Below are 24,760 nucleotides of genomic sequence, written 5' to 3'. Positions count from 1 at the left end.
ACTGTTCAGAAGAATCAACGAATTGAACGGCTCGACCGCCTCCTGCCTCGAGTTGCCCGAATCTGTACAAGAATGGGCGACTCGAGGAAGGGCAGCCGAGAGGAGGAGTCCTCATGCTCGACGTGCGACGCCTGCGGCTGCTCGTGGAACTGAACGACCGCGGCACACTCTCGGCCGTCGCAGAGGCGCTCTCGTACAGCCCGTCGTCGGTCTCGCAGCAGCTCAGCCAACTCGAGCGCGAGGTCGGGGTGCCGCTGCTCGTGCAGGTCGGGCGCCGCGTGCAGCTCACTCCGCAGGCCGAGGTGCTCGTGGGGCACGCCCGCACCGTGCTCGACCGACTCGAGGAGGCGGAGTCCGATGTCGCCCGTTCGCTCACCGCGGTCGGCGGCACGGTGCGCATCGCCGTGTTCCAGTCGGCTGCGCACGCCGTGGTGCCGCAGGCGCTCACCCTGCTGCGTACCGAGCACCCCGCACTGCGGGTCGAAATCACCGAGCGCGAGCCCGACGCCGGTCTCTTCGAGGTGTCGGCGCGCGACTTCGACCTCGCGATCGCCGAGCAGTACCCGGGGCACACTCGCGCGAGCCGCTCCGATCTCGACCGGGTGCAGCTCGTCGCCGACACCATTCGGCTCGCGCTGCCGCCCCAGCTCACCCGTTCCCGCGGAACGAAGCTCCGCGACGCCGCGACATCGGGCGCTTCGGCCGGGGGGCCGGATGGTGCATCCGCAGAGGCGCCCGCCCGACGAGGCGGCCCGGTCGCCTCGCGCGAGTACTCGCTCGCCGGAGCATCCGACATGCCCTGGGTGCTCGAGCCCGAGGGCACGGCCTCGCGCGAGTGGGCCGAGCAGCTCTGCCGGGAGGCCGGGTTCGAGCCCGACGTGCGGTTCGAGACCGCCGACCTCATGGCGCACATCCGCCTCATCCGCTCGGGCAACGCCGTGGGGCTCCTGCCCGACCTCGTGTGGGCGGGCGAGACGCCGAGCGTGACCCTCGTGGATCTGCCGGGGAATCCGGAACGCGAGGTGTTCACCTCGACGCGGCACGCCGCTGCCGACCGGCCGGCCGTCGTCGCCTGCCGCGACGCCCTCGCTCGGGCGGCACGCGCAACGGCGACGCCGTCGGCGCGCTGAGAATTCCGCTCAGTACACTGTGCCCATGTCACGAACGCTGCAGCGCCTCGCCCTGTCCGGAACGATCCTGCTCGCGGCGACGATGCTGGCCGCCTGCGCCGGCGACTCGGGCACCGGGCCGACCGACGACCCCGTCGACCCCGTCGGCACCTGGGGCGACGTCGCCGCCACCGGCGAACCCTCGCTCGTGCTCGGCGACGACGGATCGCTGACCGGCACGGACGGCTGCAATCGCCTGACCGGCACGTGGACCGCCGAGGCCGAGACGGTCACGTTCGTCGACGTCGCCTCGACGCGCATGCTGTGCGAGGGCGTCGACACGTGGTTGGCCGCCCTCGCGACCGGCACGATCGCCGGCGACACGCTCACCGTGTTCGACGGATCTGACAAGAAGATCGGCACGCTCGACCGCTCCGACGACGCAGCCGCGACCGGCACGGACACGGGTTCGAAGACCGGCACGGAGACCGGCACGGACACCGACTCGAAGACCGGCACGGAGACCGGCGCGGATGCCGCTGCCGCCGCCCTGTTCGTCGGCACCTGGGGTATCGAGGCCACCGGCACCGGCGAACCGTTCATCACCATCGCCGCCGACGGCACCGCGAGCGGAAACGACGGCTGCAACGGGTTCAGCGGCACGACCTGGACCCTCGACGGCGACACGATCACGTTCGCGGGCGGCGCGACCACGCTGATGGCCTGCGAGGGCGTCGACCCGTGGCTGGGCCGGATGTCGACCGCGGTCATCGACGGCGACACGATGATCTTCTTCGACACGTCGTGGAACGAGATCGGCACCCTGCAGCGCACGGCGTAGTGGACGCCGCGCCGCTCGGCCGTACACCTCACTCCCGAGCGGATGCCGCCGCGAAGCGCTCAGCCTGCATCGCAAGGAAGTCGAGCACCTCGGGCTCGCCTTCGACGCGGTAGCGCACGCCACGCGGCATCCACAAGAGGGCCATCGACAGGCTCTCGACCGACTCGGCCTCGAGCGGCCACGCGCAGTGCTCGGCGTCGATCGCGACGACGTCGCGGCCGTACCAGCCGAGGTGCTCGACGAGCGCGGCCCGGGGCGTCTCGACGATGACGCGCGCCGTGACGCTCCGGTCGCGCCAGCGCACCGAGGCCTCGACCCGCGTGCGTGCGTCGTCGTCGTTCATGGGCCGCGGCTCGAACCGCACGCGCGTCTGGAAGACGTCGCTCATGCGGTCGAGCCGGAACGTCCGCCAGTCCTCGCGCTGGCGATCCCACGCGAGCAGATACCAGCGCCGCGCGACGGGCACGAGCCGGTACGGCTCGACGACCCGGGCCGACGCCTCTCCCGCGGCATCCGTATAGGTGAAGCGCAGCCGCTCCGAGTCGCGGCAGCCGAGCGCGAGGAGTCCGAGCAGTTCGGCGTCGACCTCGGGAGACGGTCGGCCCGAGCGCGCCGACCCGGGTCCGGCGGTGCCCGGCCCACCCGTCGCCGCGTGCGACTGCAGCGCCTCGATGCGTCGGCGCAGGGCCGGCGGCAGCACCTGCTCGATCTTCGCGAGGGCGCTGAGCGTCGTGTGCTCGGCGCCGCGCAGGCCCGCCGTCGCCTGCGACCTCAGGCCGATCGCGATCGCAACCCCCTCGTCGTCACTGAGCAGGAGCGGCGGCAGGCCGGTGCCCGCCTCGAGGCGGTAGCCGCCGGTCGAGCCGCGGGCCGACTCGATGCCGTAGCCGAGCTCGCGCAGCCGGTCGACGTCGCGCCGCAGTGTGCGGTCGGAGACGCCGAGCCGGTCGACGAGTTCGCGCGCCGACCAGTGCCGGTGACTCTGCAGCAGGGAGAGCAGTTCGAGGGTTCGCGAGGTCGTTGCGGCCATGTTCCGATTCTCTCACGAAACAGGACAGAAACTGACCGGATGCCTCGGAAGACTGCAGATATGACGAACCAGATGATCTCCGCTCAGGGCCTCACGAAGACGTTCCCCGCCAAGGGGAAGGTCGTCGAGGCCGTCCGTTCCGTCGACCTCGAGGTCGGCGCCGGCGAGCTCGTCGCCTTCCTCGGCCCGAACGGCGCCGGCAAGTCGACGACGCTTCGCATGCTCACCACGCTGCTGCCGCCGACGAGCGGCGAGGCGATCGTCGCGGGCTGCGACATCCGCCGCGACCCCGCCGGCGTGCGCCGCCGCATCGGCTACGTCGGGCAGGGCAACTCGGGCGGGCACACCCAGCGCGTGCGCGACGAACTGCACGCTCAGGGCGCCTTCTACGGCATGGGCCGCCGTGAGACCCGGGCCCGCGCCGCCGAGCTGATCGAGTCGCTCGAACTCGGTCAGGTCGCCGGCCGCCAGGTGCAGTCGCTGTCAGGCGGCCAGAAGCGCCGGCTCGACATCGCGCTCGGCCTCATCCACCGGCCCGAGCTGCTGTTCCTCGACGAGCCGTCGACGGGCCTCGACCCGCACAGCCGGGCGAACCTGTGGGAGCACATCGTCGAGCTCCGCCGCGAGACCGGCACGACGATCTTCCTCACGACGCACTACCTCGACGAGGCCGACCAGCTCGCCAAGCGCGTCATGGTGATGGACCACGGGCAGGTCATCGCCGACGACACGGCCTGGGCGCTCAAGGAGTCGCTCGCGGGCGACCGGGTCGCGCTCACGTTCGATTCGGTCACGGATGCCGCAGCTGCCGCAGCCCGCATCGGCGGCGAGGCATCGGGGTCGGTCGTGACGGTCACCGCGCCCGGCGGCGATCGGGCGCTGCCCCGATACATCCGCTCGCTCGCCGACGCCGGGCTCGACGTCGTCGCGGCGACGCATCGGCAGCCGACCCTCGACGACGTGTTCCTCGCCCTCACCGGGCGCACGCTCCGCGAGGAGGCCGCCCACGCCGAGGCGGCCGACGCCGTCCTCGCCTGATCCTGCCCCGCGTCTGCAGGAAGAAATGCCGAAACCACGGCCGAAAACCAGGCCCGTGACGGCGAGTCACCCAGAAGTTCCTGCACTTCACGAACCACGAACCACGAACCCCGAACCTGAAAGGAACCACCATGAACACCATCGACCGGTCCCACACGGATGCTCGCGCCCACACCGACGTATCCGCCCGCCCGACGGGTTTCCTCCACGACACCGCCTCGGTGTTCGTCCGCGAATCCCGACCGCTCGTGCGCGACCCGTTCAGCGTCGTCTTCTCGCTCGTGCAGCCGCTCGTCTTCCTCGGCCTGTTCGGGCCGCTGCTCATCGGCGCCTCAGGCGGCGACGCCGCAGGCACGCTGCAGTGGTTCGTGCCCGGCATCCTCGTGATGGTCGCGCTGTTCGGCACGGCCTCGACGGGTGCGAACCTGCTCTTCGAGATGCAGACGGGTTCGCACGAGCGCACGCTCGTCGCGCCGCTCTCGCGCAGCGCCCTGCTCGTCGGGCGCGCCCTCAAAGAGGTCGTGCCGCTCGTCATCCAGGGCACGATCGTCGTGCTCGTGGCCGTACCGTTCGGCTTCTCGCTCGACGCGCCGGGCCTCATCGCCGGCCTCGCCGTGCTCGCCGTCTTCGGCATCGGCTTCGGCGCCCTGAGCTACTCGCTCGCGCTCGCCTGCCGCAATCGCGACTGGATGTTCTGGATGGTGCACCAGACCCTGCTGTTCCCGCTCATGATCCTCTCGGGAATGCTGCTGCCGCTCGAAGACGGGCCCGCATGGATGCAGGTCGCCGCGGCGATCAACCCGCTGAGCTACCTCGTCGGCGCCGAGCGGGCGCTGCTCGCGGGCGACTTCGGCGCACCGGCGGTCATCGGCGGCGTCATCGCGGCCGCCGTGACATGCGCGATCGGCATCGTGGTCGGCGTGCGGTCGATGAAGCGCGCAGCCTGAGGCCGTGCCCGCCCGGGAACGCAGCGATTTTTCACGTTCGCCTTCCCGCGGCGGGCCACTAGCCTGAGGGCGTGTCCACGCTGAGCCCACCGTCGAGCGAACAGCACAGCTCGTCGAGCGATCAGCGCAGCACATTGCCCTCCCGCGTCGATGCGGCGGTGAGCGGGCTCACGCCGGGCTATTTCGCGCTCGTGATGGCGACCGGCATCCTCTCGGTCGGCATGCGCACGAGCGGCGCGATGCCGATCTCGATGGCGCTGCTCGTCATCGCCGCCGTCGCCTACGTCGTGCTGGTGACCCTGAACGTCGTGCGACTCGTCCGCCATCCCGCCGCGATGGCGGCCGACTTCGCGGATCCGGCCCGGGCGTTCGGCTTCTTCACGTTCGTCGCCGCGACCTGCGTGCTGGCCAGCCGGCTGGTACTCGAAGATCTGCACGCCCTGGCGGTCGTGATGCTGCTGATCGCCGCACTGGCCTGGATCGCCCTGGGCTACACCGTTCCGTGGACGGCGGTGCTCGTGCAGCGCACGAAGCAGGCGCTGGCGACGGCGAACGGCACCTGGTTCATCTGGGCGGTGGCCAGCCAGTCGATCGCGGTGCTCGCGGCGACGCTGCAGGCGCACCTGCCCGAGGAATGGCGGCTGGCGATGGCGCTGCTCGCGGTGTTCTCGTGGTCGGTCGGCACCTTTCTGTACTGCGCGGTCGGCGTCTTCGTGGGCGTGCGCATGCTGGCCTACCCGTTCCGCCCCGCCGATCTCACTCCGCCGTACTGGGTCGCGATGGGCGCGACCGCCATCACCGTGGTCGCCGGCGCCCGCATCGTCGAGATGGCCGACGCCCCGATGGTCGACGCAACGCGCGGGCTCATCGCCGGTGCCTCGGTGTTCTTCTGGGCATTCGGCACCTGGCTCATCCCGCCGCTCGTGATCGCGGGCTACTGGCGGCACGTGCGCCACCGCATCCCGCTCCGCTACGAACCGACACTGTGGAGCATCATCTTCCCGCTCGGCATGTACGGCGTCGGCTCCCAGCTGCTCGGCGACGTCGACCACCTGCCGATCGTGCACGCCATCGGCGCCGTCGAGATCTGGATCGCCCTCGCGGCCTGGCTCGCCACCTTCACGGCGATGCTCGTCTCGATCTGGCGCATCCTGCGCCCCAGAGAGTGAGCCGGCCACGGCCCCGCTCGTCTACGCTCGTGGGATGCCCCACGACGTCGTGATCATCGGCGGCGGCCACAACGGCCTCACCGCAGCCGCCTACCTCGCCCGAGCCGGCAAGCGTGTGCTGCTGCTCGAACGGGCCGACCACCTCGGCGGCGCCGCCGTCTCTGCGCAGGCGTTCGAGGGCGTCGATGCGCGCCTCTCGCGCTACTCGTATCTCGTGAGCCTGCTGCCGCAGCGCATCGTCGACGAGCTCGGCCTCGACGTGCGGCTCGTGCGACGCCGGTACTCGTCGTACACGCCCGACCCGGCCGACCCCGAGCGGGGCCTGCTCATCGATCGAGAGGCCGGTGCCGAGGCATCCAGCGCATCGTTCGCTCGCGTGGGCGCAGCCGACGACGAGGCCGCCTGGCGGGCGTTCTACGCCGACACCGCGCGCCTGGCCGAACGCCTCTTCCCGACCCTCACCGAGCCGCTGCCGACTCGCGACGAGGTGCGCAGCCTGATCGGCGACGACCGCGTGTGGCGCGAGTTCGTCGAGTGCCCGATCGGCGAGACGATCGACGCCCGTTTCGCGAGCGACCTGGTGCGCGGCGTCGTCGCGACCGACGGGCTCATCGGCACCTTCACCGAGCTCGACGACCCCGCGCTCGACGCGAACCGCTGCCTGCTCTATCACGTCATCGGCGGCGGCACCGGCGACTGGGACGTGCCGGTCGGCGGCATGGGCGCCGTCACCGGCGAACTCGCACGGTCGGCCCGCGAGGCCGGAGCCGAGCTGGTCACGGGCGCAGAGGTCGTGTCGGTCACCCCTGAGGGCGAGGTGCGCTGGCGAGCGGACGACGTGCAGGGCGAGCGGATGTCGCGGGCCGACGTCGTGCTCGCGAATGTCGCACCCCCGGTGCTCGACCGCCTCGTCGAGGCGGGCACCTCGTCGCCCGCGCCCGCTCGACCCGCGGGTGTCGCCCCGCGCGACCAACCGCCGTTCAGCGACGACCTCATGGTCGTGCCGGGCGGTGTGCCCGCGGTCGTGCGCGAGCGACTGCGGGCGCTGCACGCCCCCGAGGGCGCACAGGTGAAGGTGAACCTCCTGCTCACCCGGCTGCCGAAGCTGCGCGACCCCGACGTCGCACCCGAGGCCGCGTTCGCCGGCACCTTCCACATCAACGAACTCGAGTCGCAGCTCGACTCGGCGTACCGCACGGCCGCTCGCGGAGGCATCCCGTCGCCGCTGCCGTGCGAGGTCTACTGCCACACCCTGAGCGACCCGTCGATCCTGTCACCTGAGCTCGCGGCATCCGGGGCCCACACCCTGACCGTCTTCGGACTGCACGTTCCGCACCGCCTGCTCGAGCGCTTCGACAACGACGATCTGCGCGAGCGGTTGCAGGCCGCGGTGCTCGACTCGCTGAACTCGGTGCTCGCCGAGCCGATCGAGGGCGTCATCGCGACGGATGCCGCGGGCCGCCCCTGCGTCGAGACGAAGACGACGCTCGACCTCGAGCGAGCGCTCGCGATGCCGGGCGGCAACATCTTCCACGGGCCGCTGTCGTGGCCGTGGGCCGAACCGGGCGCCGCGATCGAGACGCCCGCCGAACGGTGGGGCGTGGCCACGGCGCACCGGCGCATCCTGCTCTGCGGATCGGGTGCCGTGCGCGGCGGCGCCGTCAGCGGCATCGGCGGGCACAATGCCGCGATGGCCGTGCTCGAGCACGACGAGCTCTGAAGCCAGAGGTCAGAAGACGAAGAGCTGACCGAGCACCAGGATGGCGATCACGAACAGCACGATGATGGCGCCGACGATCGAGAGCGACTTCACCGAGAGCTTCGCGACGCCGTAGCCCACGAGGAACGGCAGCGCGAGCAGGAAGATCGTCACCATCCACCAGAAGAACTGGTAGCCGCCCTGAGTCGCCTCCGAGAGTCGACCGGCGAAGAGCTGCTGCGAATGCGGGGTCGTCGCGAACGTGAACGCGGCCGACAGCGGAATCGCGATGAACGCGAACACGATGAGGCCGGCGAGCGCACCCCAGAGCCCGCTCTTGCCCTCGGTGATGTCCAGCGCCTCTTCGTGCCCCGCGGAATTCTTGCCTGCATGCCCCTTGGAATTCATGCGCCCACTCTACTGGTCACGCGCCGCATGACGCGGCGGCATGCTGGCAGTTCCACACCTTCGGGATTAGCCTGAGGAGACGAGCGAACGGGGGCCGAGATGACCGCGAAACCGACCGGGCACTACGTGCTGAAAGACGACGGCCTGTACCTGCAATTCGACCGCCTCTTCCACGCCCCCATCGAGGACGTCTGGTTCAGCCTCACGAACCCGAACGCCATGCGCACCTGGATCGGCACCTACACGGGCAGCCCCGCGACCGGCGGCGTCCGGTTCCGCATGGAGGCCGAGGGTCAAGGCGAATGGCAGAACGTCTCGATCCTCGAGTGCGACGCGCCGCACCGCTTCACCGCCGACTCGGGCTCGGGCCCGACCGGCATCCGGCTCTTCTGCCACCTCGTCGAGGGCGGCGGCATGACGACGCTCACGCTCGGCCAGCGACTGCACGACCCGTCGGAGGCCGCCGACATGGGCCCCGGCTGGGACTACTACCTCGACCGGCTCGCGGCGGCCCGCGCCGGTGCTCCGCAGCCCGCCTGGGAGACCTACTTCCCGGCGTTCTCGCCGCACTACCGCGAGCTCGCGGTTCCGCGCGCGGCGCGCTGACTCGCCGCCGGCGACGCGGCCGGCCGGCGCGACGACGGTAACGGCGACGGGCGATGGATGTCGCGTGCCCGCGGCATCCCGAACCCTAGACTGTGCCCGTGAACACGGCAGACAGGCTCCGGCGGCGCTCGGCAGAACCCGAGACGCGAAGCGGGCTCTTCGCGAACCATCCATTCAGGTGGGGTTTCATCGTCACGCTCGGCGTGCTGCTCGCCCTGCTGCTCGCGATCATGGTCGTGAACCTGCAGAGCGTGCTGCTCTCGGTCTTCATCGCGGCCTTCGTCGCGCTCGGCCTCGACCCGCTGATCCGCTGGTTCCAGCGCCGCGGGCTGCCCCGCGGTACGGCGATCGTGATCGTGATCGTGCTGTTCGTCGCGGTCGTGGTCGGCATCATCTGGGTCGTCGTGCCGCCCGTCATCGGGCAGGCGGTGTCGTTCGCGAAGGCGCTGCCCGGCGAGATCAGGCAGTTGCAGGACTCGGGCTGGTTCGACCAGGTCAACGAGGCGACGAACGGCGTGTTCCAGACCGCGGTCGCCTGGGTCGGCGGTGTGCTCGCCGACCCCGACACGTGGACGGCGATCGGCGGCGGCGCACTGCAGTTCGGTGCCGCGCTGCTCGACGGCATCTCGACGAGCGTGTTCGTTGTCGTGCTGTCGATCTACTTCATCGCGACCCTCGACACCACCAAGCGCGCCTGCTACACGCTCGTCGCGGCGAGCCACCGCACCGAGGTCGAGGGCTACGCCGAGCGCATCATGCTCTCGGTCGGCAAGTACCTCAGCGGCATGGTCGTGCTCGCGTTCGCCAACGCGGTCTTCTCCACGATCCTGCTCATCCTGGTCGGCGTGCCGTACGCCCTGTTCATCGGTGTGATGGCGTTCTTCATCACGCTGATCCCGCTCATCGGTACCGTCATCACGACCGCGGTCATGACGGTCATCGCGTTGTTCGTGTCACCGGTGGCCGGCCTCATCGTGCTCATCGCGATGCTCATCTACATGCAGATCGAGGCGTACATCCTCACGCCGAAGGTCATGGGCAAGGCCGTGCAGGTGCCCGGCACGATCGTGCTCATCTCGGCGCTCGCGGGCGGCACGCTCATGGGCCTGCTCGGCGCCCTGGTCGCGATCCCGATCTCGGCGGGCATCCTGCTCATCATCCGCGAGGTGGTCATCCCGAAGAAGGCCCGTTCGTAGGGTCAGTGCCAGACCGAGGGTGCCGCTGCGCGCGTGGCCGGCAACGCGACATCCTCACCCCATCGTTCCATCCAGTCGGGGATGTCGTCGGCGCCCGAGACGCCGAGCGCCTCGACGATCTCCGACATCGGCACCGTGCCGCCCGACTTCTTGAGGAACCGGGCGCGGATGAAGCCCTGCGCGTAGATCTCGGGTTCACCGCCCGCGCCCGGGCGCACGAAGCGCTGCTCCATGTAGACCGCCTTGTCGTCGTGGCCGACGAGGCGCGACTCGATCGTGAACCGGTCCCACAGCTGCAAGGACTTGCGGAAGGTGATCGTCTCGCTCGCGACGACCGGGTACCAGTCGTTGCCGCGCATCATCGCCCAGACGCCGTTGCGCACGAGCATGTCGAAGCGCGCGACATCCATGATCGAGAAGTAGACGCCGTTGTTCATGTGCCGGTTGATGTCGAGGTCGGTCGGCAGGGTGATGAAGTTCGTGCGCGCGACATCCCAGTGCCCGAGGTCGGGCTTGCGTCGCGAGAGGAACAGCACGTGGAGCAGGGTGCGGAAGAACATGTGCATGGTCTACGACTGTAGGCCGAATTCGTCGTGATCATCGAACATTGGCGAGAACCACAGTCGAACACCGGATGCCGCGGCTCTCGTTGTGCGAGGCCGCGGGTGCGCCCGCGAACGGCGCTCGGTTCAGCCCTTCGCGGGCACGTGCCGTTCTTCGACGCCGTTGTAGACCGACAGCGGGCGGATGAGCGCGTTCGACGCCGCCTGCTCCATGATGTGCGCCGTCCAGCCGGTGATGCGGCTCGCGACGAACAGCGGGGTGAACGTCATGGTGTCGAAGCCCATGAGGTGGTAGGTCGGGCCGGCCGGGTAGTCGAGGTTGGGCTTGATGGCCTTGCGCTCGGCCATCGCCTGCTCGAGGCCGACGTAGAGCTCGAGCAGGTCGGGCCGGTCGTAGTACTCGACCATGCGCTCCATCGCGTCGCGCATCGTGGGAACCCGGGAATCGCCGTTCTTGTAGACGCGGTGCCCGAAGCCCATGATCTTGCGCTTCTCGGCGAGCGCGGTGTCGAGCCAGGCCGCGGCCCGCTCGGCGCCGCCGGGGCCCGTGCCGATCTCGTCGAAGGCGTGCATGACGGCCTCGTTCGCGCCGCCGTGCAACGGGCCCTTGAGCGCGCCGATCGCCCCGGTGACCGCCGAGTAGAGATCGGAGAGGGTGCTGGTGATCACGCGGGCCGTGAAGGTCGAGGCATTGAACGAGTGCTCGGCGTAGAGGATCATCGACACGTCGAAGGCGCTCACCACCGGCAGCTCGGGCAGCTCGCCGAAGGTCTGCCAGAGGAAGTTCGCCGAGAAGCCGAGGTCGCCCCGCGGCTCGACGAACTCGAGTTCGTGCCGACGCCGCTGGTCGTAGGAGACGATCGAGGGCAGCTTCGCGAGCAGGCGCATGGCCTTGTCGAGGTTGGCCGCGACGCTGTCGTCGGGAGTCGCGGGGTCGCTCGCGCCGATGACCGAGACGGCGGTGCGCACGACGTCCATCGGGTGGGCGGTGAGCGGCAACTCGTCGATGATGCGCTTGACGTCGTGGTCGAGGCCGCGGAGCGAGCGCTCGCGTTCTTCGAAGTCGGCCAGTTGCGCGTCATCCGGCAGCTCGCCGTACCAGAGCAGGTAGGCGACCTCTTCGAAGGTCGCCGAGGCCGCGAGCTCCTGCACCGGGTAGCCGCGGTAGAGCAGTGAGTTCGACTCGGGATTCACCTTCGAGATCGCGGTGTAGTCGACCGGCACGCCGGCCAGACCCTTGTAGATCTCCTGCTGATCGCTCATCGTGCTCCCTTGCTCGTTGCTCAGCTGTCGACGCGCTCCCCCAGCCTAGAGCCCCGGCCTGCGCTCGCACCCATCCGGTGCCCGGGTTCACGACAGTTGTGGCGGGTCGGGCGCCCCTCCTACCCACAACAACTGACGTCACCACGCCTCCTCCACACCTGGGGATGAGGAGATCCTCTCCACAGGTGCGGGGTTGGTGGCGCGTCGGGCGTGCCGCGACGGCGAAGATCAGCCGGTGACCCGACGTCAAACGCTTCCACCCGCGCTCGATGGGGCCGCGTTCACGGTGTACGAGGCACGGACGGCCGGGGTGTCCGCCGGGCGACTGCGTGCGCACGACCTCGAGCGGCCGACCCGGTCGGCACGGATGCCTTGCGGTGCGGGCCTCGCCGTGAGGTGCTGGTCGGTGCTCGGCGTCCTCCCCGCCCACGCGTTCGCCTGCGGCATCACCGCCGCCGAGCTGCACAACCTGCCCGTGCCGAGGTGCCTGCGCTTCGAGACATCCGCTCTCTTGGACATCGGGGTACCCGCCCCCGGCCGCGCTCCTCGGCGAGCCGGCCTGCGATGTCGCAGCCTCCGCCTCGTCGACGACGACATCGAAGTTCGCGGCGGCATCCGTGTGACCACCGTGGCGCGCACATGGTGCGATCTCGCTGTGACGCTCACCGTCCCCGAGCTCGTCGCCGCGGGCGACGTTGCGCTGCAGCGCGTCGGGTCCTCCGCCCTGGCGATCGCCATCGAACGCCACCCAGATCACCGTCTTCGTGCTCGCCTGATGATCGCCTTCGCCCTGCTCGAAGCGGCATCCGAGTCCCCGAAGGAGTCCGAACTCCGGGCGCTCGTCGTGCTCGCCGGTCTGCCGCGGCCGAGGGTGAACGCGCAGGTCTTCGACGGCAGGGGTCGGTTCGTCGCTCGTGTCGACCTGCTGTTCGAGGAGTACGGCGAGGTGCTCGAGTACCAAGGCGACCACCACCGCTCCTCGACGACGCAGTGGCGGCGCGACCGCACCCGCGAGTCCGAACTCGAGGCCCTCGGTCACCACGTGACCGAGGTCACCCAGTTGGACCTCGATCTGCCCCGCTCCCTCATCGAACGAGTGGCAATGAACCTCCGGCGTCGCGGGTGGACCGGCGAGATCATGCTCTCCAAATGGTTCCCCGAGCGGAGCCGACGGTGACGGCGGTGGTGACGACAGCTGTTGCGGGTCGAGTCGCGTTCGCACCCGCAGCAGCTGCCGTCATGGGCGAGCGGATGCCGCGTCAGCGGGCGACGCGGAAGTTGAAGATACCGGTATCGAAGCGGTTGTAGCCCTCGTAGTCGATGAGCTCGTAGAGATCGGCGCGGTGCTGCATCTCGTCGAGCTTGCCGACGAGCGAGCCCGTGGACTCGATCTCGTCGAGGCCGCGACCCGCGGCTCCCATCGCGATGCGCAGCAGCGACACCGGCCAGATGACGAGGTTCATGCCGACATCGGCGAGCTGCTGCACGGTGAACAGCTCGCTCTTGCCGAACTCGGTCATGTTCGCGAGGAGCGGCACGTCGACGGCCGCACGCACGGCCTCGAACTCGGCGAGCGAGCGCATCGCCTCGGGGAAGATCGCGTCGGCACCGGCATCGACGAGCGCCTTGGCACGGTCGACTGCGGCGGCGAGCCCGTCGACCGCGGCGATGTCGGTGCGCGCCATGACGAGGAAGTTCGGGTCACGACGGGCGTCGACCGCGGCGCGGATGCGCTGCAGGGCGGTGTGCTCGTCGACGACCTGCTTGCCGTCGAGGTGGCCGCAGCGCTTCGGGTTGATCTGGTCTTCGATGTGGAGGCCCGCGAGCCCCGCGTCCTCCATCTCCTGCACCGTGCGGGCGACGTTCATCGGCTCGCCGAAGCCCGTGTCGGCGTCGATGATCGCGGGCAGCTCGGTCATGCGGGCGATCTGCTTGCCGCGACCCGCGACCTCGGTGAGGGTCGTGAGGCCGATGTCGGGCAGGCCGAGGTCGGCACTCAGCACCGCGCCCGAGATGTACACCCCCTCGAAACCCTTCTGCTCGATGAGCCGAGCGCTCAGCGGATTGAAGGCGCCGGGGAACCGCATGATCTCGCCGGTCGCGAGCCGCTCGCGGAACAGCCGGCGCTTCTCGGCGGGCGGCGTCTGGGAGTACAGCATCAGAACAGCCCCTCGGGTACCTCGACGCCGACGAGCGCGCCCGGCGCCACGGTGAAGGTGAGGCCGCCGAGCTCGTCGGGGCCGAGCTCGGGCAGACGCTGCGCGACGTCGAGGAAACGCTCGATCTCGTCGGGCGTCAGCGCCCACTCGGCGAGCGTGCGGAACTTCTGCACGTACTGCTCGCGGGCGAACGGGCGGGCACCGAGCGGGTGCGCGTCGGCCACCGCGATCTCGTCGACGATCTCTCCGCCGTCGGCGAGCGTGATGACGACTCGGCCGCCGAACGCCTTCTCGGCGATGTCGTTCGAGTGGTAGCGGCGCGTCCACTCCTCGTCTTCGACGGTCGTGACCTTCTTCCACAGCTCGACGGTGTCGGGGCGGTGGGCGCGCTCGGGCGCGTACGACTCGGCGTGATCCCACGAGCCGTCTTGCAGGGCGACCGTGAAGATGTAGGGGATCGAGTGGTCGAGCGTCTCGCGCGAGGCATCGGGATCGTATTTCTGCGGGTCGTTCGCGCCCGAGCCGATCACGTAGTGCGTGTGGTGGCTCGTGTGCAGCACGATCGACTCGATGCGCGACGGGTCGTCGAGGATGAGCGGGTACTCCTCGTGCAGCTTGCGCGCCAGGTCGATCCAGGCCTGCGCCTGGTATTCGGCCGAGTGCTCTTTCGTGTACGAGTCGAGAATCGCGCGCTTGGCCTCGCCGTCGTCGGGCAGCGGCACCTCGTACGAGCCGTCGGGTCCGTCGAGGAGCCACGCGATGACGCCGTCTTCGCCCTCGTAGATCGGCACGGGACTCGTCTGACCGCGCATCGCGCGGTCGACCGCCTCGACGGCCATCTTGCCGGCGAACGCGGGGGCGTGCGCCTTCCAGGTCGAGATCTCGCCCTTGCGCGACTGCCGGGTCGCGGTCGTCGTGTGCAGTGCCTGGCCGATGGCCTGGAAGATCGTCTCCTGATCGAGGCCGAGCAGGGTGCCGATGCCGGCGGCGGCCGACGGGCCGAGGTGGGCCACGTGGTCGATCTTGTGCTGGTGCAGCGAGATCGCCTTCACGAGGTCGATCTGGATCTCGTAGCCCGTCGCGATGCCGCGCACGACGTCGCGACCCGTGAGGCCGCGATTCGCGGCGAGGTGCTGCGCGACGGCGACGATCGGCGGGATGTTGTCGCCCGGGTGCGAGTAGTCGGCTGCGAGGAAGGTGTCGTGGAAGTCGAGTTCGCGCACCGCCACGCCGTTGGCCCACGCGGCCCACTCGGGGCTCGTGCGGCGTGCGGCATCCGCACCGAAGACGGTCGCTCCGTCGCCGCCGATCGAGACGGGGTGCGCGAGCGCCTGGCTGCGCGCCGAGACGACCGGACCGCGGGCGATGGATGCGGCCGCGACGGCGGCGTTGTCGATGACACGGTTGACGACCATGTCGACGACGTCGTCGTCGAGTTCGACCGGGTCGATCGCGACGGCGGCCAACTGCCAGGCCAGCTGCCCCTCGCGGGCCAGGTTCTCGTCGCTCCGATGGGTACGCAAGTGGTGGGTCTTCACCCACCCCACGCTACCGGTTACCGCCGGTCGGCGGGCCAGACGGGCTCGAAGCGGGCCTCGTCGAGCACACGCGCCGCGAGCGTGGGATCGACCTCGGCGAGCGTCGACGGGTTCCAGCGCGGGTTGCGGTCTTTGTCGATGACCTGGGCACGGATGCCCTCGCGCAGGTCGTGCTGCTCGATGAACCACGACACGAGACGGAACTCCTGCTCGAGGGCGGCCTCGAGGCTCGGCAGGGTGCGGGCGCGGCGCACGGATTCGAGGGTGACGGTGAGCGCGGTCGGCGAGAGCGTCTCGAGCTCGTCGGCGGCGGCAGCGGCGTAGGCGGATGCGGTCTCGATACGCTCGCTGCGCTCGCTACTCGACCACCGGGAGGTGTGCTCGCCACCCGACCACCGGGAGGTGTGCTCGCCACCCGACCCGCGGTGGGGGAAGGCCCGCAGCCGCGTGATGATCTCGCCGACGGTCGGCGCCGAGTAGCAGGCGTCGACCCAGTCGCGGGCGAGCGCGAGCGTCGAGGGGCCGGGCGTCTCGTCGAAGAGCATGACGATCTCGGCGGGAGTGCCGGGGTCGGCCCGCTCGGCGAGCGCCTGCACGAGGTGCCCGAGCCGCTCCGACGGCACGAAGGCATCGGCGAAGCCCGCGTGCATCGCGTCGGCCGCGTCCATCGTGCGGGAGTTGAGGGCGAGGTGCACCCCGAGTTCGCCGGGCGCCCTGGCGAGCAGCCAGGAGCCACCGACATCCGGAGTGAAACCGATGCGGGTCTCTGGCATCGCGACCCGCGAGCGCTCGGTGACCACGCGGATCGCGGCGTGACCGGCGAGGCCGATGCCGCCGCCCATCGTGATGCCGTCCATGATGGCGACGACGGGTTTCGGGTAGCGCGCGATCGTCGCGTCGAGCCGGTACTCCGCGCGGAAGAACGCCCGGGCCTCCGCGTGATCGTCGTTCGCGGCGTAGCCGTAGAGCTCGCGGATGTCGCCGCCCGCGCAGAAGCCGCGCTCCCCCGCGCCGTCGAGCACGACGACACCGACCTCGGTGTCGTCGCGCCACGCCTCGAAGATCACCGCGAGCTCGCGGATCATCTCGTAGCTCAGGGCGTTCAGAGCCTGCGGACGGTCGAGCGTGACGTGGCCGACACCGTCGGCGACGCTCGCGGAGATGTGGTCGCTCACGTGTGCCACCGTAGCGCGTAGCATCCTTTCGTGGTCCCCATCGAGAACCTGCTGGCGTTCACCGCCGCCGCGATCATCCTGATCGTCATCCCGGGCCCGAGCGTGCTCTTCTCCGTCGGCCGCGCGCTCGCGCTCGGCCGAGTGGGCGGGCTGCTCAGCGTGCTCGGCAACGCCCTCGGCCTGCTGCCGCTCGTCGCCCTCGTCGCGCTCGGCGTCGGCGCGGTGATCGCACAGTCGGTCGTGCTGTTCACGATCCTGAAGTTCGCCGGCGCGCTCTACCTCGTCTACCTCGGAATCCAGGCGATCCGTCACCGCAAGGATGCCTCGGCTGCCCTGACCGGCGCGGTGGCACGTCGATCGCACTGGCGGCAGCTCGGCGAAGGGTTCGTCGTCGGCGCCACGAACCCGAAGACCATCGCGTTCTTCGTGGCGGTGCTGCCCCAATTCGTGTCACTGTCGTCGGGGTCGGTGGCGCTCCAGATGCTCGAGCTCGGACTCGTCTTCTTCGTGCTCGCCGTCATCAGCGACAGTGCATGGGCGCTCGCCGCGGGCGGCGCCCGCGACTGGTTCGTGAAGTCGCCGAAGCGCGCCGAGCACCTCGCGGCCACCGGTGGAGTGATGATGATCGGGCTCGGCGGCGTGCTCGCCCTGACCGGCAGCAACCACTGACCCAGCGCTCGCGCTTTCTCTGTCGCGAACGGGCAGCCGATGCCGCCCGCGCCGCACAGAGGCGACCACGAGTGCCCGTTCGCGCCTGTGGAGAGTGGGCGCGGGGGCGCGGGGGCGCGGGGGCGGCGACCTCGCAGCGAGCGCCGAGCGAGCGCCCGTAAGATCTCGGGGTGGCCATCGCCAAGATCCTGCTCTACTACGTCTTCACCCCGCTCGCCGACCCCGACGCCGTTCGGCTCTGGCAGCGCGACCTCGCCGAATCGCTCGGGCTGCGCGGGCGCATCCTGATCTCGGAGCACGGCCTGAACGGCACGCTCGGCGGCGAGCTGAAGGCGTTGAAGCGCTACGTGCGCAAGACCCGCGAGTACCCCGCCTTCAAACACATCGACTTCAAGTGGAGCGCGGGCACCGGCCTCGACGAGCACGGCGCGAGCGCCGACTTCCCGAAGCTCAGCGTCAAGGTTCGGGGCGAAATCGTCTCGTTCGGGGCGCCGGGCGAGCTGAGCGTCGACGACGCCGGCGTGCAGGGCGGCGGCACCCGGCTCTCCCCAGAGGCGCTGCACGAACTCGTGGCCGCGCGCGGCGACGACGTCGTCTTCTTCGACGGACGCAACGCCCTCGAGGCGGCTATCGGCCGGTTCGCCGGCGCCGTCGTGCCCGACGTCGAGACCACCCGCGACTTCGTGGAGCTCCTCGACTCGGGCGAGTACGACGAGCTGAAGGGCCGCCCCGTCGTCACCTATTGCACGGGCGGCATCCGCTGCGAGGTGCTCTCGAGCCTCATGACGAGCCGCGGCTTCGGCGAGGTCTACCAGCTCGAGGGCGGCATCGTGCGCTACGGCGAGCGATTCGGCGACGACGGCCTCTGGCAGGGCTCGCTCTACGTCTTCGACCAGCGCGGCTCGATCGACTTCAGCGACCACGCCGCCGTCATCGGCACCTGCGCACGCTGCGGCAGCGCCACCAACAGAACCGCCAATTGCACGGATGCCTCGTGCGACGCCGAGTTCGTACTGTGCGCGTCGTGCGGCGCCGCGACGTGCGAGCTGCACGCCGGGGCGGCGCCGGTCGAGTAGCGACGCACCCCGGTGGTCGAGTAGCGATCACCGAGTTGTGCGCTCGCCGGCGGGCGACTCTGCGCCCGCGATGACGGCCACCGCTCGGGCGAGCTCGTCGCCGCTCGGCAGACTGTCGGGCGCGAGCAGCCACAGGATGCCGAGACTCTGCACGAGCGCGAAGTCGAGCTTCGCGACGGCGTCGACCTGCTCCTCCGAGAGTTCGGGGCGCGCCGTGCGAAGCTGCTCGGCGATGCCCAGGTAGCCCTCCCCCGCCGCCGTTGCGAGGTGCCGGCTGGCCTCGGGGTCGCGCAGTGCGCGCACGGTGTTGTCGAGGCTCGCGAGCAGTGTCTCTCGGTTCGCCGCGAACACCTCGGGCATGCGGTTCCAGAGCTCGGCGAAGCCGTCGAGCAGCGGCAGCCCGGCCGTCTCACCGACGACCGCCTCCATGCCGTCGCCGATGCCGTCGCCGAGGGAGGCCATGAGCGCCTCGGTGATGAGCTGCTCCTTCGAGCCGAAGTGGTAGCCGATCGCGGCGAGGCTCACGCCCGCCTCGGTCGCGATGTCGCGGGCGGTCGCCTTCGCGACCCCGCGCTCGACGATCACCCGGCGCGCGCCCGCCAGCAGGTCCTCACGATTGCCCATGCATGGATTGTACGCGAGCGATTCAGACATTCGTACTAGACATGCGTCTCAATTCTTGTTAGACATACGTATGAGACGAACGTCTGAATCGAGAAGGGCACGGCGATGACCACCGACACCACCCCGCACATCCTGATCTCCGGCGGCGGCATCGCCGGGCACGCGCTCGCCCTGCAGCTCGTGCGCAGCGGCATCCGCACCACCGTCGTCGAGCGGGCCGACGCTCCCCGCCCGGGCGGCCAGGCCGTCGACCTCCGCGGGGCGAGCCGCGAGGTCGCCGAACGCATGGGTCTCATGCCCGGCATCCGGGCGCGGCTGCTGCACGAACTCGGCCTCTCCTACGTCGACGGCGCGGGCCGCGTGTTCGGCCGTATGTCGATGGAGGACTTCGACGGCAAGGGTGCGGTCGCCGAGATCGAGATCGCCCGCGGCGACCTCGACGAGGTGCTGCGCGACCGGCTCGCGGCTGCGAACGCGGCCGCACCAGGCCTGCTCGACCTCCGCTATGGCGACCGCATCACGGCGATCACACAGGATTCCGACGGCGTCGACGTCGTCTTCGAGCACGCGCCCGCCGAGCGGTTCGACCTCGTCGCGGGCGCCGACGGCGTGCACTCGGCGACCCGCCGCCTCGCCTTCGGGCCCGAGAGCGAGTACTCGACGTATCTCGGCGGCTACATGGCGTTCTTCACGCTGCCGACTCCCGACGACGTCGAGCCGGGCTGGTTCTCGATGCGGTTCGTGCCGGGGGCGACCTTCGGCATCCGCCCCGACTTCGACCCGTCGACATCCAAGGCGATCATCACGCTCCGCGTCGACCGCGACCCCGCCCTGCGCGGCGAACGGGCCGCGCAGGAGGCGCTCGTCCGTCGGTCGCTCGAGGGCGCCGGATGGCACGCTCCCACGGTGCTCGACGCCATGCCCGCGGCATCCGACTTCTATTTCGACGAGCTGGCACGCATCGACGTTGCCGAGCCTGCGAACGGCCGGGTCGTGCTCATCGGCGACGCCGCAGCATGCGGCTCGCCGATGTCGGGCATGGGCACCGCGACCGCGATCATCGGCGCCTACCTGCTCGCCGCCCGCATCGCCGAGACACCGGGCGACCCGGCGGCCGCCGCCGAGCGGTACGCGAGCGACATCGTGCCGTTCGCCGAGGCCGGCAAGAAACTCATGGGCGGCGGCATCCGGCGCATGGTGCCGGCCAACCGCTTCGAGGCGTTGATGTCGCGCGCCATGACGGGCCTCATGCTCTCGAGGCCCGCCCGCCCCCTCGTGAAGCGCATGTTCGCCGCGAACCAGGATGAGCTGCCACTCCCCGCGGTGGCCGCGGCTCGCCCGTCGGCCACTGCGCCGATCGAGTAGCGCAGCACGCCGCTGGTCGAGTAGCGACGAAGGAGCGTATCGAGACCCCGTGCGGTGGTCTCGATACGCTTCGCTACTCGACCAGCGGAGATCTAGGCCGGCCGGAAGCCCGTCGTCTCGGGCGGCGGCGCGTGCCGGATCATGAGGTGGCGCGTGACCGAGTAGTCGAGCATCGGCTCGATCGACATGTCCTTGCCGAAGCCCGAGCCCTTGACGCCGCCGTGCGGCGCCTCCGACGCGATCGGCAGGTGGTCGTTGACCCACGTCACGCCGACGTCGAGCGACTGGCTGACGCGCAGGGCACGTGAGACGTCCGAGGTCCACACCGACGACGCGAGCCCGTAGGCGCTGTCGTTCGCGAGCGCGATGCCCTCGGCCTCGCCGTCGAACGGGAGTACGACGAGCACGGGGCCGAACACCTCGCCCTGCACGATCTCCGACGACTGGGCGGCGCCGACGAGCAGGGTGGGCGCGAAGTACGAGCCGACGCGGTCGATCGCGTGCCCGCCGACGAGCGCCTCGGCGCCCTCGGCGACGGCGCGCGAGACGAAGCCCTCGACGCGCGAACGGTGCAGGGCGGAGATGAGCGGGCCGATGTGGGTGTCGGGGTCCATCGGGTCGCCCGCGACGATCGCCGAGATGGCGGCGCGAAGCGCGGCGACGCCGTCGTCGTAGACCGAGCGCTCGAGGTAGACGCGGGTCGCCGCGGTGCAGTCCTGACCCGTGTTGTAGGTCGCACCGAGGGCGACGGCGTGCGCCATCGCCCCGAGGTCGGCATCCTTGAACACGATGACGGGCGCCTTGCCGCCGAGCTCGAGGTGCACGCGCTTGACACCCTCGACCGCACCTCGCATGACGGCCTTGCCGGTCTGGGTCGAGCCGGTCACGCTCACCATGTCGACCTCGCGGTGCGTGACGAGCGCCTGCCCGACCTCGGCGTCGCCCGTGACGACGTTGAAGAGACCGGCGGGCAGCCCCGCCTGCAGCGCGAGCTCGGCGAAGCGCAGCGTCGTGCGCGGGGTGGCCGGTGCGGGCTTGACGATCACGGCGTTGCCCGCGGCGAGCGCGGGGCCGGCCTTCCAGATCGCCATGATGAGCGGGAAGTTCCAGGGCGTGATGCCTGCGACGACGCCCACCGGGCGGCGCGTCATGATCGAGGTGTACCCGTTCGAGAGCGTGCCGGCGCCCGTGCCGTCGAGCGAACGCGCGGCACCCGCGAAGAAGCGCAGGTTGTCGATGCCGAACGGCAGTTCGCCGTCGAAGGCCGTCGTCCACGGCTTGCCCGAGTCCTCGACCTCGAGTCGGGCGAGGTTCTCGGCGTCGGCCTCGAGCGCGTCGGCGAGGCGCAGCAGGGCGAGCGAGCGCTCCCCCGGCGTCTTCGCGGCCCACTCGGGCTGCGCGGCGCGCGCCGCCGCTGCGGCATCGTCGACCTCGGCGACGCCCGAGGCGGTGAACGACGCGACCTCCTGCTCGGTCGCGGGGTTCGTGATGACGGTGTCGCCGCCGCTGCCGGCGCGGTAGTCGCCGATGAAGGTGCCGGTGGTCATGGTCATTCCTTAGGAGTTGAAGCCGAGGCCGAAGCGGTCGAGGGTGCGGAGCCAGAGGTTGCGCCGCCCCTCGTGCGCGTCGGCGGCGAGGATCGAGTGCCGGGTGAACTGGATGATGGGATTGCGGAACGGCTCGGGCGGAATCGGGAACGGCCGACGCCGCACGATGTCGTAGCGCAGCCGAGACGTCGCCTCTCGAGCGAGCAGGTCCAGCGCGACATCCGCCGAGAACCGCGACGCGCCCACGCCGAGGCCGGTGTGGCCGACCGCGTACGCGACCCGGCCGCCGCGCGCGGTGCCGTAGGCCGCGGTGAACCGGGTGGTCGAGTCGATCGGGCCGGCCCAGCGGTGCGTGAACGAGAGCCCGCCGAGCTGCGGGAAGGTCTCGAAGAAATGCCGGGCGAGCAGTTGGTGCGAGCTGTCGCGCTGTTCGAGCCGCGCGTCGACCTTGCCGCCGCGGTAGTACACGGCGTCCCATCCGCCGAAGAGGATGCGCCCGTCGGCGGTCGGCCGGTAGTAGTGGAACTGGTTGCCGGCGTCGGTGAGGCCCTGCCCCTCGGCCCAGCCGATCGAGGCGCGCTGCGTGTCGGTCAGCGGCTCGGTCATGAGCACGTGGTCGTAGAGCGGCATGATGTAGTTGCCGAGGCGCTTCAGCGGCGACGGGTACGCGGCCGTCGCGATGACCGCGTGACGGGCGTCGACGTGTCCGAGCGCGGTGCGCACGCGCACGCCGGCGCCGTTCGTCTCGATGCCGGTGGCTGCGGAAGCCTCGAAGATGCGCACGCCGCGGCGCCGGAGCTCCGCGGTCATCCCCCACGCGAGCCGCGCCGGGTCGACGAGCACGGTGCCCGTGCGATCGCGCAGCCCGCCGAGGTAGGTGGGCGAGTGCACGTCGGCCTGCAGCTCATCGCGCGACTGCAGTTCGAGCTCGACGCCGTGCTGCGCGCCGAGTTCCTGCGCCTCACGCAGGCCGCCGAGCTGCCACTCCTCGATCGCGATCGTGGTCTTGCCCGAACGGCGCAGGTCGCAGTCGATGCCCGCGGCCTCGATCGTGGCGACGAGCTCGGCGAGGTTCTTGTCGCCCTCCTCGGCGAGCGCGCCGACCTGGTCGGGCCAGATCGCGGTGCCGTGCGTGAGGCCGTGCGTCAGCGAGCTCGCGACGAAGCCGCCGTTGCGACCGGTCGCGCCGTGCGCGACGCGGTCGGCTTCGAGCACGACGACGGATGCCTCGGGCTCGCGCTCGAGCGCCCGCCACGCCGTCCACAGCCCCGTGAAGCCCGCGCCGACGACGACGAGGTCGGCTTCGACCCGGTCGATGAGCGGCGCACCGAGGCCGGGGGCGTCGGCCCGGTCCATCCAGTACGGGGTGGGCGCGGCGCCCTCCAGGGCGAGCGCCGCGGCATCCTGCGCCTGTAGCACCTTGCTCACACGCGCTCCGAGACCGCGACGCGCTCGATCACGTCGGCGGCGCTCGCGAGGCCGTTGCGTGAGCGGATGTCGGCGCCGACGGCAGCGATGCGCTCGCGCAGCGCAGTGTCGGCGAGCAGCGTCTGCACGGCACCCCGCAGCTCGTCGGGCGTGAAGCGGTAGGGGTCGAGGCGCAGGCCGAAGCCCTTCTCGTGCACGCGCTGGGCGTTGTCGTACTGGTCCCAGAAGAGCGGCAGCACGATCATGGGCTTGCCGAAGTGCAGGGCCTCGGTGGTCGTGTTGTTGCCGCCGTGGGTGATCACGAGGTCGGCGAGGGGCAAGAGCTTCGTCTGCGGCAGGAACTCGGCCCCCCACATGTTGTCGGCGAGCTCGAACTCGTCGTGCAGCGGCCCCTTCGAGACGATGACGTTCACGGGCGCGTCGGCGAGCGCGGCGATGACCCGACGCATGAGCTCGACGTCGGCCGAGCCGAGCGAGCCGAGGCTGAAGTAGACGAGCGGGCGCGAGCCGTCGGTGAAGGCGGCGGGCAGCTCGGGCACCTCGGTCTCGGTCTCGCGCACCGAGGAGTCGACCCGGTGCCAGCCCTCGGGCAGGGGCCGCTCGGCGTCGTAGTCGAGGGCCTCGGGGTACACGTAGACGTTGGCGTCGCCGTGGTGGATGAACTCGAGATCGGGCAGCGGCGCGCCGCCCTGCTCTTGCACCCACGCATCGTAGGCCCGCCAGAGCGTGCGGTGCGTGCGGTCGTACTCGGCGCGGAACGCCGCCCAGCCGGCCCGATCGTCGTCGGCGAGTCCCGAGAAGGCCGGCGCGACGTCGTCGCCGGGCACCTCGAGCGGGTTGCACGAGACGATGCGCACGAACGGGCGGCCCGCGGTCTCGAGAGCCGGGAAGGTCAGCACGTTGTCTTCGATGATGACGTCGGGCTGCACGCGCTCGATGATCGCCTTCAGCTGCGGCTCGCAGTACTTCGCCCCGTCGACGAGCGCCTCCCAGATCGGCAGCACGACGGTCTCGAGCTGCTCGGCTGTGGTCTTCTGGAACTCGGGCGAGATCTCTTGGATGTAGTCCTTCCAGAACTGCCCGGCGTCTTGCTCGACCTCCACCTCGGGGGCCGGGGCGAGGTCGACGAGGTCCTCCTCGAAGCCGAGGGCGGTGAGCTTGCCCTCCCACGAGCGCTCGGCGGCGAAGACCACTCGGTGACCGCGCTTCAGCAGCTCGTTGCCGATGCCGATGCAGTTGTTCGTGGGCCCGTAGGCGCTCTCGGGCATGAACAGGAACGTGCGGCGCTCTTCAGTCAACGGTGACTCCAT

Annotated in this window: 23 protein-coding genes; 12 read left to right on the top strand and 11 right to left on the bottom strand. The window is 70.6% G+C overall.

Features of this window, described 5'->3' with window-relative positions; translation table 11 throughout:
- Positions 1-113 precede the first annotated feature (113 nt).
- Entirely contained in the window at positions 114-1,130 is a 1,017-nt protein-coding gene (locus ACWGST_RS05125; RefSeq protein ID WP_452045573.1) for a LysR family transcriptional regulator, read from the top strand.
- A 25-nt stretch (positions 1,131-1,155) separates the two neighbouring features.
- Complete coding sequence (locus ACWGST_RS05120; RefSeq protein ID WP_452045572.1) at positions 1,156-1,950, top strand: META domain-containing protein; 795 nt, start codon at positions 1,156-1,158, stop codon at positions 1,948-1,950.
- A gap of 28 nt (positions 1,951-1,978) precedes the next feature.
- On the opposite strand, the gene ACWGST_RS05115 is transcribed toward ACWGST_RS05120, so the two are convergent.
- Positions 1,979-2,980 carry a helix-turn-helix transcriptional regulator gene (locus ACWGST_RS05115; RefSeq protein WP_452045571.1) on the bottom strand — a complete coding sequence of 334 codons (1,002 nt, stop codon included), beginning with the start codon at positions 2,978-2,980 and terminating at the stop codon, positions 1,979-1,981.
- 60 nt (positions 2,981-3,040) lie between these two features.
- Here ACWGST_RS05115 and ACWGST_RS05110 point away from each other — a divergent pair, with 60 nt between their 5' ends.
- From ACWGST_RS05110 to ACWGST_RS05095, 4 genes are all read left to right on the top strand, one after another.
- A complete protein-coding gene (locus tag ACWGST_RS05110; protein ID WP_452045570.1) occupies positions 3,041-4,018 on the top strand; it encodes an ATP-binding cassette domain-containing protein in 978 nt (325 codons plus the stop codon).
- A 131-nt stretch (positions 4,019-4,149) separates the two neighbouring features.
- Complete coding sequence (locus ACWGST_RS05105) at positions 4,150-4,965, top strand: ABC transporter permease (RefSeq protein ID WP_452045569.1); 816 nt, start codon at positions 4,150-4,152, stop codon at positions 4,963-4,965.
- A 71-nt stretch (positions 4,966-5,036) separates the two neighbouring features.
- A complete protein-coding gene (locus ACWGST_RS05100) occupies positions 5,037-6,134 on the top strand; it encodes a tellurite resistance/C4-dicarboxylate transporter family protein (protein WP_452045568.1) in 1,098 nt (365 codons plus the stop codon).
- Positions 6,135-6,168: 34 nt separating this feature from the next.
- The gene (locus ACWGST_RS05095; RefSeq protein ID WP_452045567.1) at positions 6,169-7,854 is read left to right on the top strand and encodes a phytoene desaturase family protein; all 1,686 of its coding nucleotides are present in this window, start codon (positions 6,169-6,171) and stop codon (positions 7,852-7,854) included.
- A gap of 9 nt (positions 7,855-7,863) precedes the next feature.
- Here the strand turns inward: ACWGST_RS05095 and ACWGST_RS05090 are convergent, their stop codons facing one another.
- Positions 7,864-8,241 carry a hypothetical protein gene (locus ACWGST_RS05090; RefSeq protein WP_452045566.1) on the bottom strand — a complete coding sequence of 126 codons (378 nt, stop codon included), beginning with the start codon at positions 8,239-8,241 and terminating at the stop codon, positions 7,864-7,866.
- A gap of 99 nt (positions 8,242-8,340) precedes the next feature.
- Between ACWGST_RS05090 and ACWGST_RS05085 the strand changes: the two genes are divergently transcribed.
- Positions 8,341-8,847 carry an SRPBCC family protein gene (locus ACWGST_RS05085; protein WP_452045565.1) on the top strand — a complete coding sequence of 169 codons (507 nt, stop codon included), beginning with the start codon at positions 8,341-8,343 and terminating at the stop codon, positions 8,845-8,847.
- A gap of 98 nt (positions 8,848-8,945) precedes the next feature.
- Positions 8,946-10,043: an AI-2E family transporter gene (locus ACWGST_RS05080; protein ID WP_452045564.1), complete on the top strand. Its 1,098-nt coding sequence runs from the start codon at positions 8,946-8,948 to the stop codon at positions 10,041-10,043.
- Positions 10,044-10,045: 2 nt separating this feature from the next.
- On the opposite strand, the gene ACWGST_RS05075 is transcribed toward ACWGST_RS05080, so the two are convergent.
- Entirely contained in the window at positions 10,046-10,603 is a 558-nt protein-coding gene (locus ACWGST_RS05075) for an acyl-CoA thioesterase (protein WP_452045563.1), read from the bottom strand.
- Between the two features lie 129 nt (positions 10,604-10,732).
- Positions 10,733-11,869: a bifunctional 2-methylcitrate synthase/citrate synthase gene (locus ACWGST_RS05070; RefSeq protein ID WP_452045562.1), complete on the bottom strand. Its 1,137-nt coding sequence runs from the start codon at positions 11,867-11,869 to the stop codon at positions 10,733-10,735.
- 235 nt (positions 11,870-12,104) lie between these two features.
- Here ACWGST_RS05070 and ACWGST_RS05065 point away from each other — a divergent pair, with 235 nt between their 5' ends.
- A complete protein-coding gene (locus tag ACWGST_RS05065; RefSeq protein WP_452045561.1) occupies positions 12,105-13,046 on the top strand; it encodes a hypothetical protein in 942 nt (313 codons plus the stop codon).
- Positions 13,047-13,128: 82 nt separating this feature from the next.
- Here the strand turns inward: ACWGST_RS05065 and prpB are convergent, their stop codons facing one another.
- The 3 genes from prpB to ACWGST_RS05050 are packed head-to-tail and all read right to left on the bottom strand — an operon-like array spanning position 13,129 to position 16,741.
- Complete coding sequence (gene prpB / locus ACWGST_RS05060) at positions 13,129-14,028, bottom strand: methylisocitrate lyase (RefSeq protein ID WP_452045560.1); 900 nt, start codon at positions 14,026-14,028, stop codon at positions 13,129-13,131.
- Complete coding sequence (locus ACWGST_RS05055) at positions 14,028-15,566, bottom strand: MmgE/PrpD family protein (protein WP_452045559.1); 1,539 nt, start codon at positions 15,564-15,566, stop codon at positions 14,028-14,030. The genes prpB and ACWGST_RS05055 overlap by 1 nt, the downstream gene beginning before the upstream one ends.
- Before the next feature lie 17 nt (positions 15,567-15,583).
- Positions 15,584-16,741, bottom strand: coding sequence for an enoyl-CoA hydratase/isomerase family protein (locus ACWGST_RS05050; RefSeq protein WP_452045558.1), 1,158 nt, complete (start codon positions 16,739-16,741; stop codon positions 15,584-15,586).
- Positions 16,742-16,771: 30 nt separating this feature from the next.
- Here ACWGST_RS05050 and ACWGST_RS05045 point away from each other — a divergent pair, with 30 nt between their 5' ends.
- Together ACWGST_RS05045 and trhO are read left to right on the top strand one after the other, a co-directional pair.
- On the top strand, positions 16,772-17,410 hold the full coding sequence (locus tag ACWGST_RS05045; protein WP_452045557.1) for a LysE family translocator: 639 nt from the start codon (positions 16,772-16,774) through the stop codon (positions 17,408-17,410).
- Between the two features lie 170 nt (positions 17,411-17,580).
- Positions 17,581-18,486, top strand: coding sequence for an oxygen-dependent tRNA uridine(34) hydroxylase TrhO (trhO, locus tag ACWGST_RS05040; RefSeq protein ID WP_452045556.1), 906 nt, complete (start codon positions 17,581-17,583; stop codon positions 18,484-18,486).
- Between the two features lie 27 nt (positions 18,487-18,513).
- Here the strand turns inward: trhO and ACWGST_RS05035 are convergent, their stop codons facing one another.
- Positions 18,514-19,110, bottom strand: a complete 597-nt coding sequence (locus tag ACWGST_RS05035) for a TetR/AcrR family transcriptional regulator (RefSeq protein WP_452045555.1) — start codon at positions 19,108-19,110, stop codon at positions 18,514-18,516.
- A gap of 105 nt (positions 19,111-19,215) precedes the next feature.
- On the opposite strand from ACWGST_RS05035, the gene ACWGST_RS05030 reads away from it, so the two are divergent.
- Entirely contained in the window at positions 19,216-20,475 is a 1,260-nt protein-coding gene (locus ACWGST_RS05030) for an FAD-dependent monooxygenase (protein WP_452045554.1), read from the top strand.
- A gap of 92 nt (positions 20,476-20,567) precedes the next feature.
- Here ACWGST_RS05030 and ACWGST_RS05025 read toward each other — a convergent pair whose 3' ends face one another.
- From ACWGST_RS05025 to ACWGST_RS05015, 3 genes are read right to left on the bottom strand one after another with little or no spacing between them, the layout of a single operon-like run.
- Entirely contained in the window at positions 20,568-22,022 is a 1,455-nt protein-coding gene (locus ACWGST_RS05025; RefSeq protein ID WP_452045553.1) for an aminobutyraldehyde dehydrogenase, read from the bottom strand.
- A gap of 9 nt (positions 22,023-22,031) precedes the next feature.
- A complete protein-coding gene (locus ACWGST_RS05020; protein ID WP_452045552.1) occupies positions 22,032-23,450 on the bottom strand; it encodes an NAD(P)/FAD-dependent oxidoreductase in 1,419 nt (472 codons plus the stop codon).
- Positions 23,447-24,760: a nucleotide disphospho-sugar-binding domain-containing protein gene (locus tag ACWGST_RS05015; RefSeq protein ID WP_452045551.1), complete on the bottom strand. Its 1,314-nt coding sequence runs from the start codon at positions 24,758-24,760 to the stop codon at positions 23,447-23,449. The genes ACWGST_RS05020 and ACWGST_RS05015 overlap by 4 nt, the downstream gene beginning before the upstream one ends.

Source organism: Agromyces sp. NPDC055520 (assembly GCF_053619715.1).
This window is presented reverse-complemented; position numbering and strand designations above follow the sequence as displayed.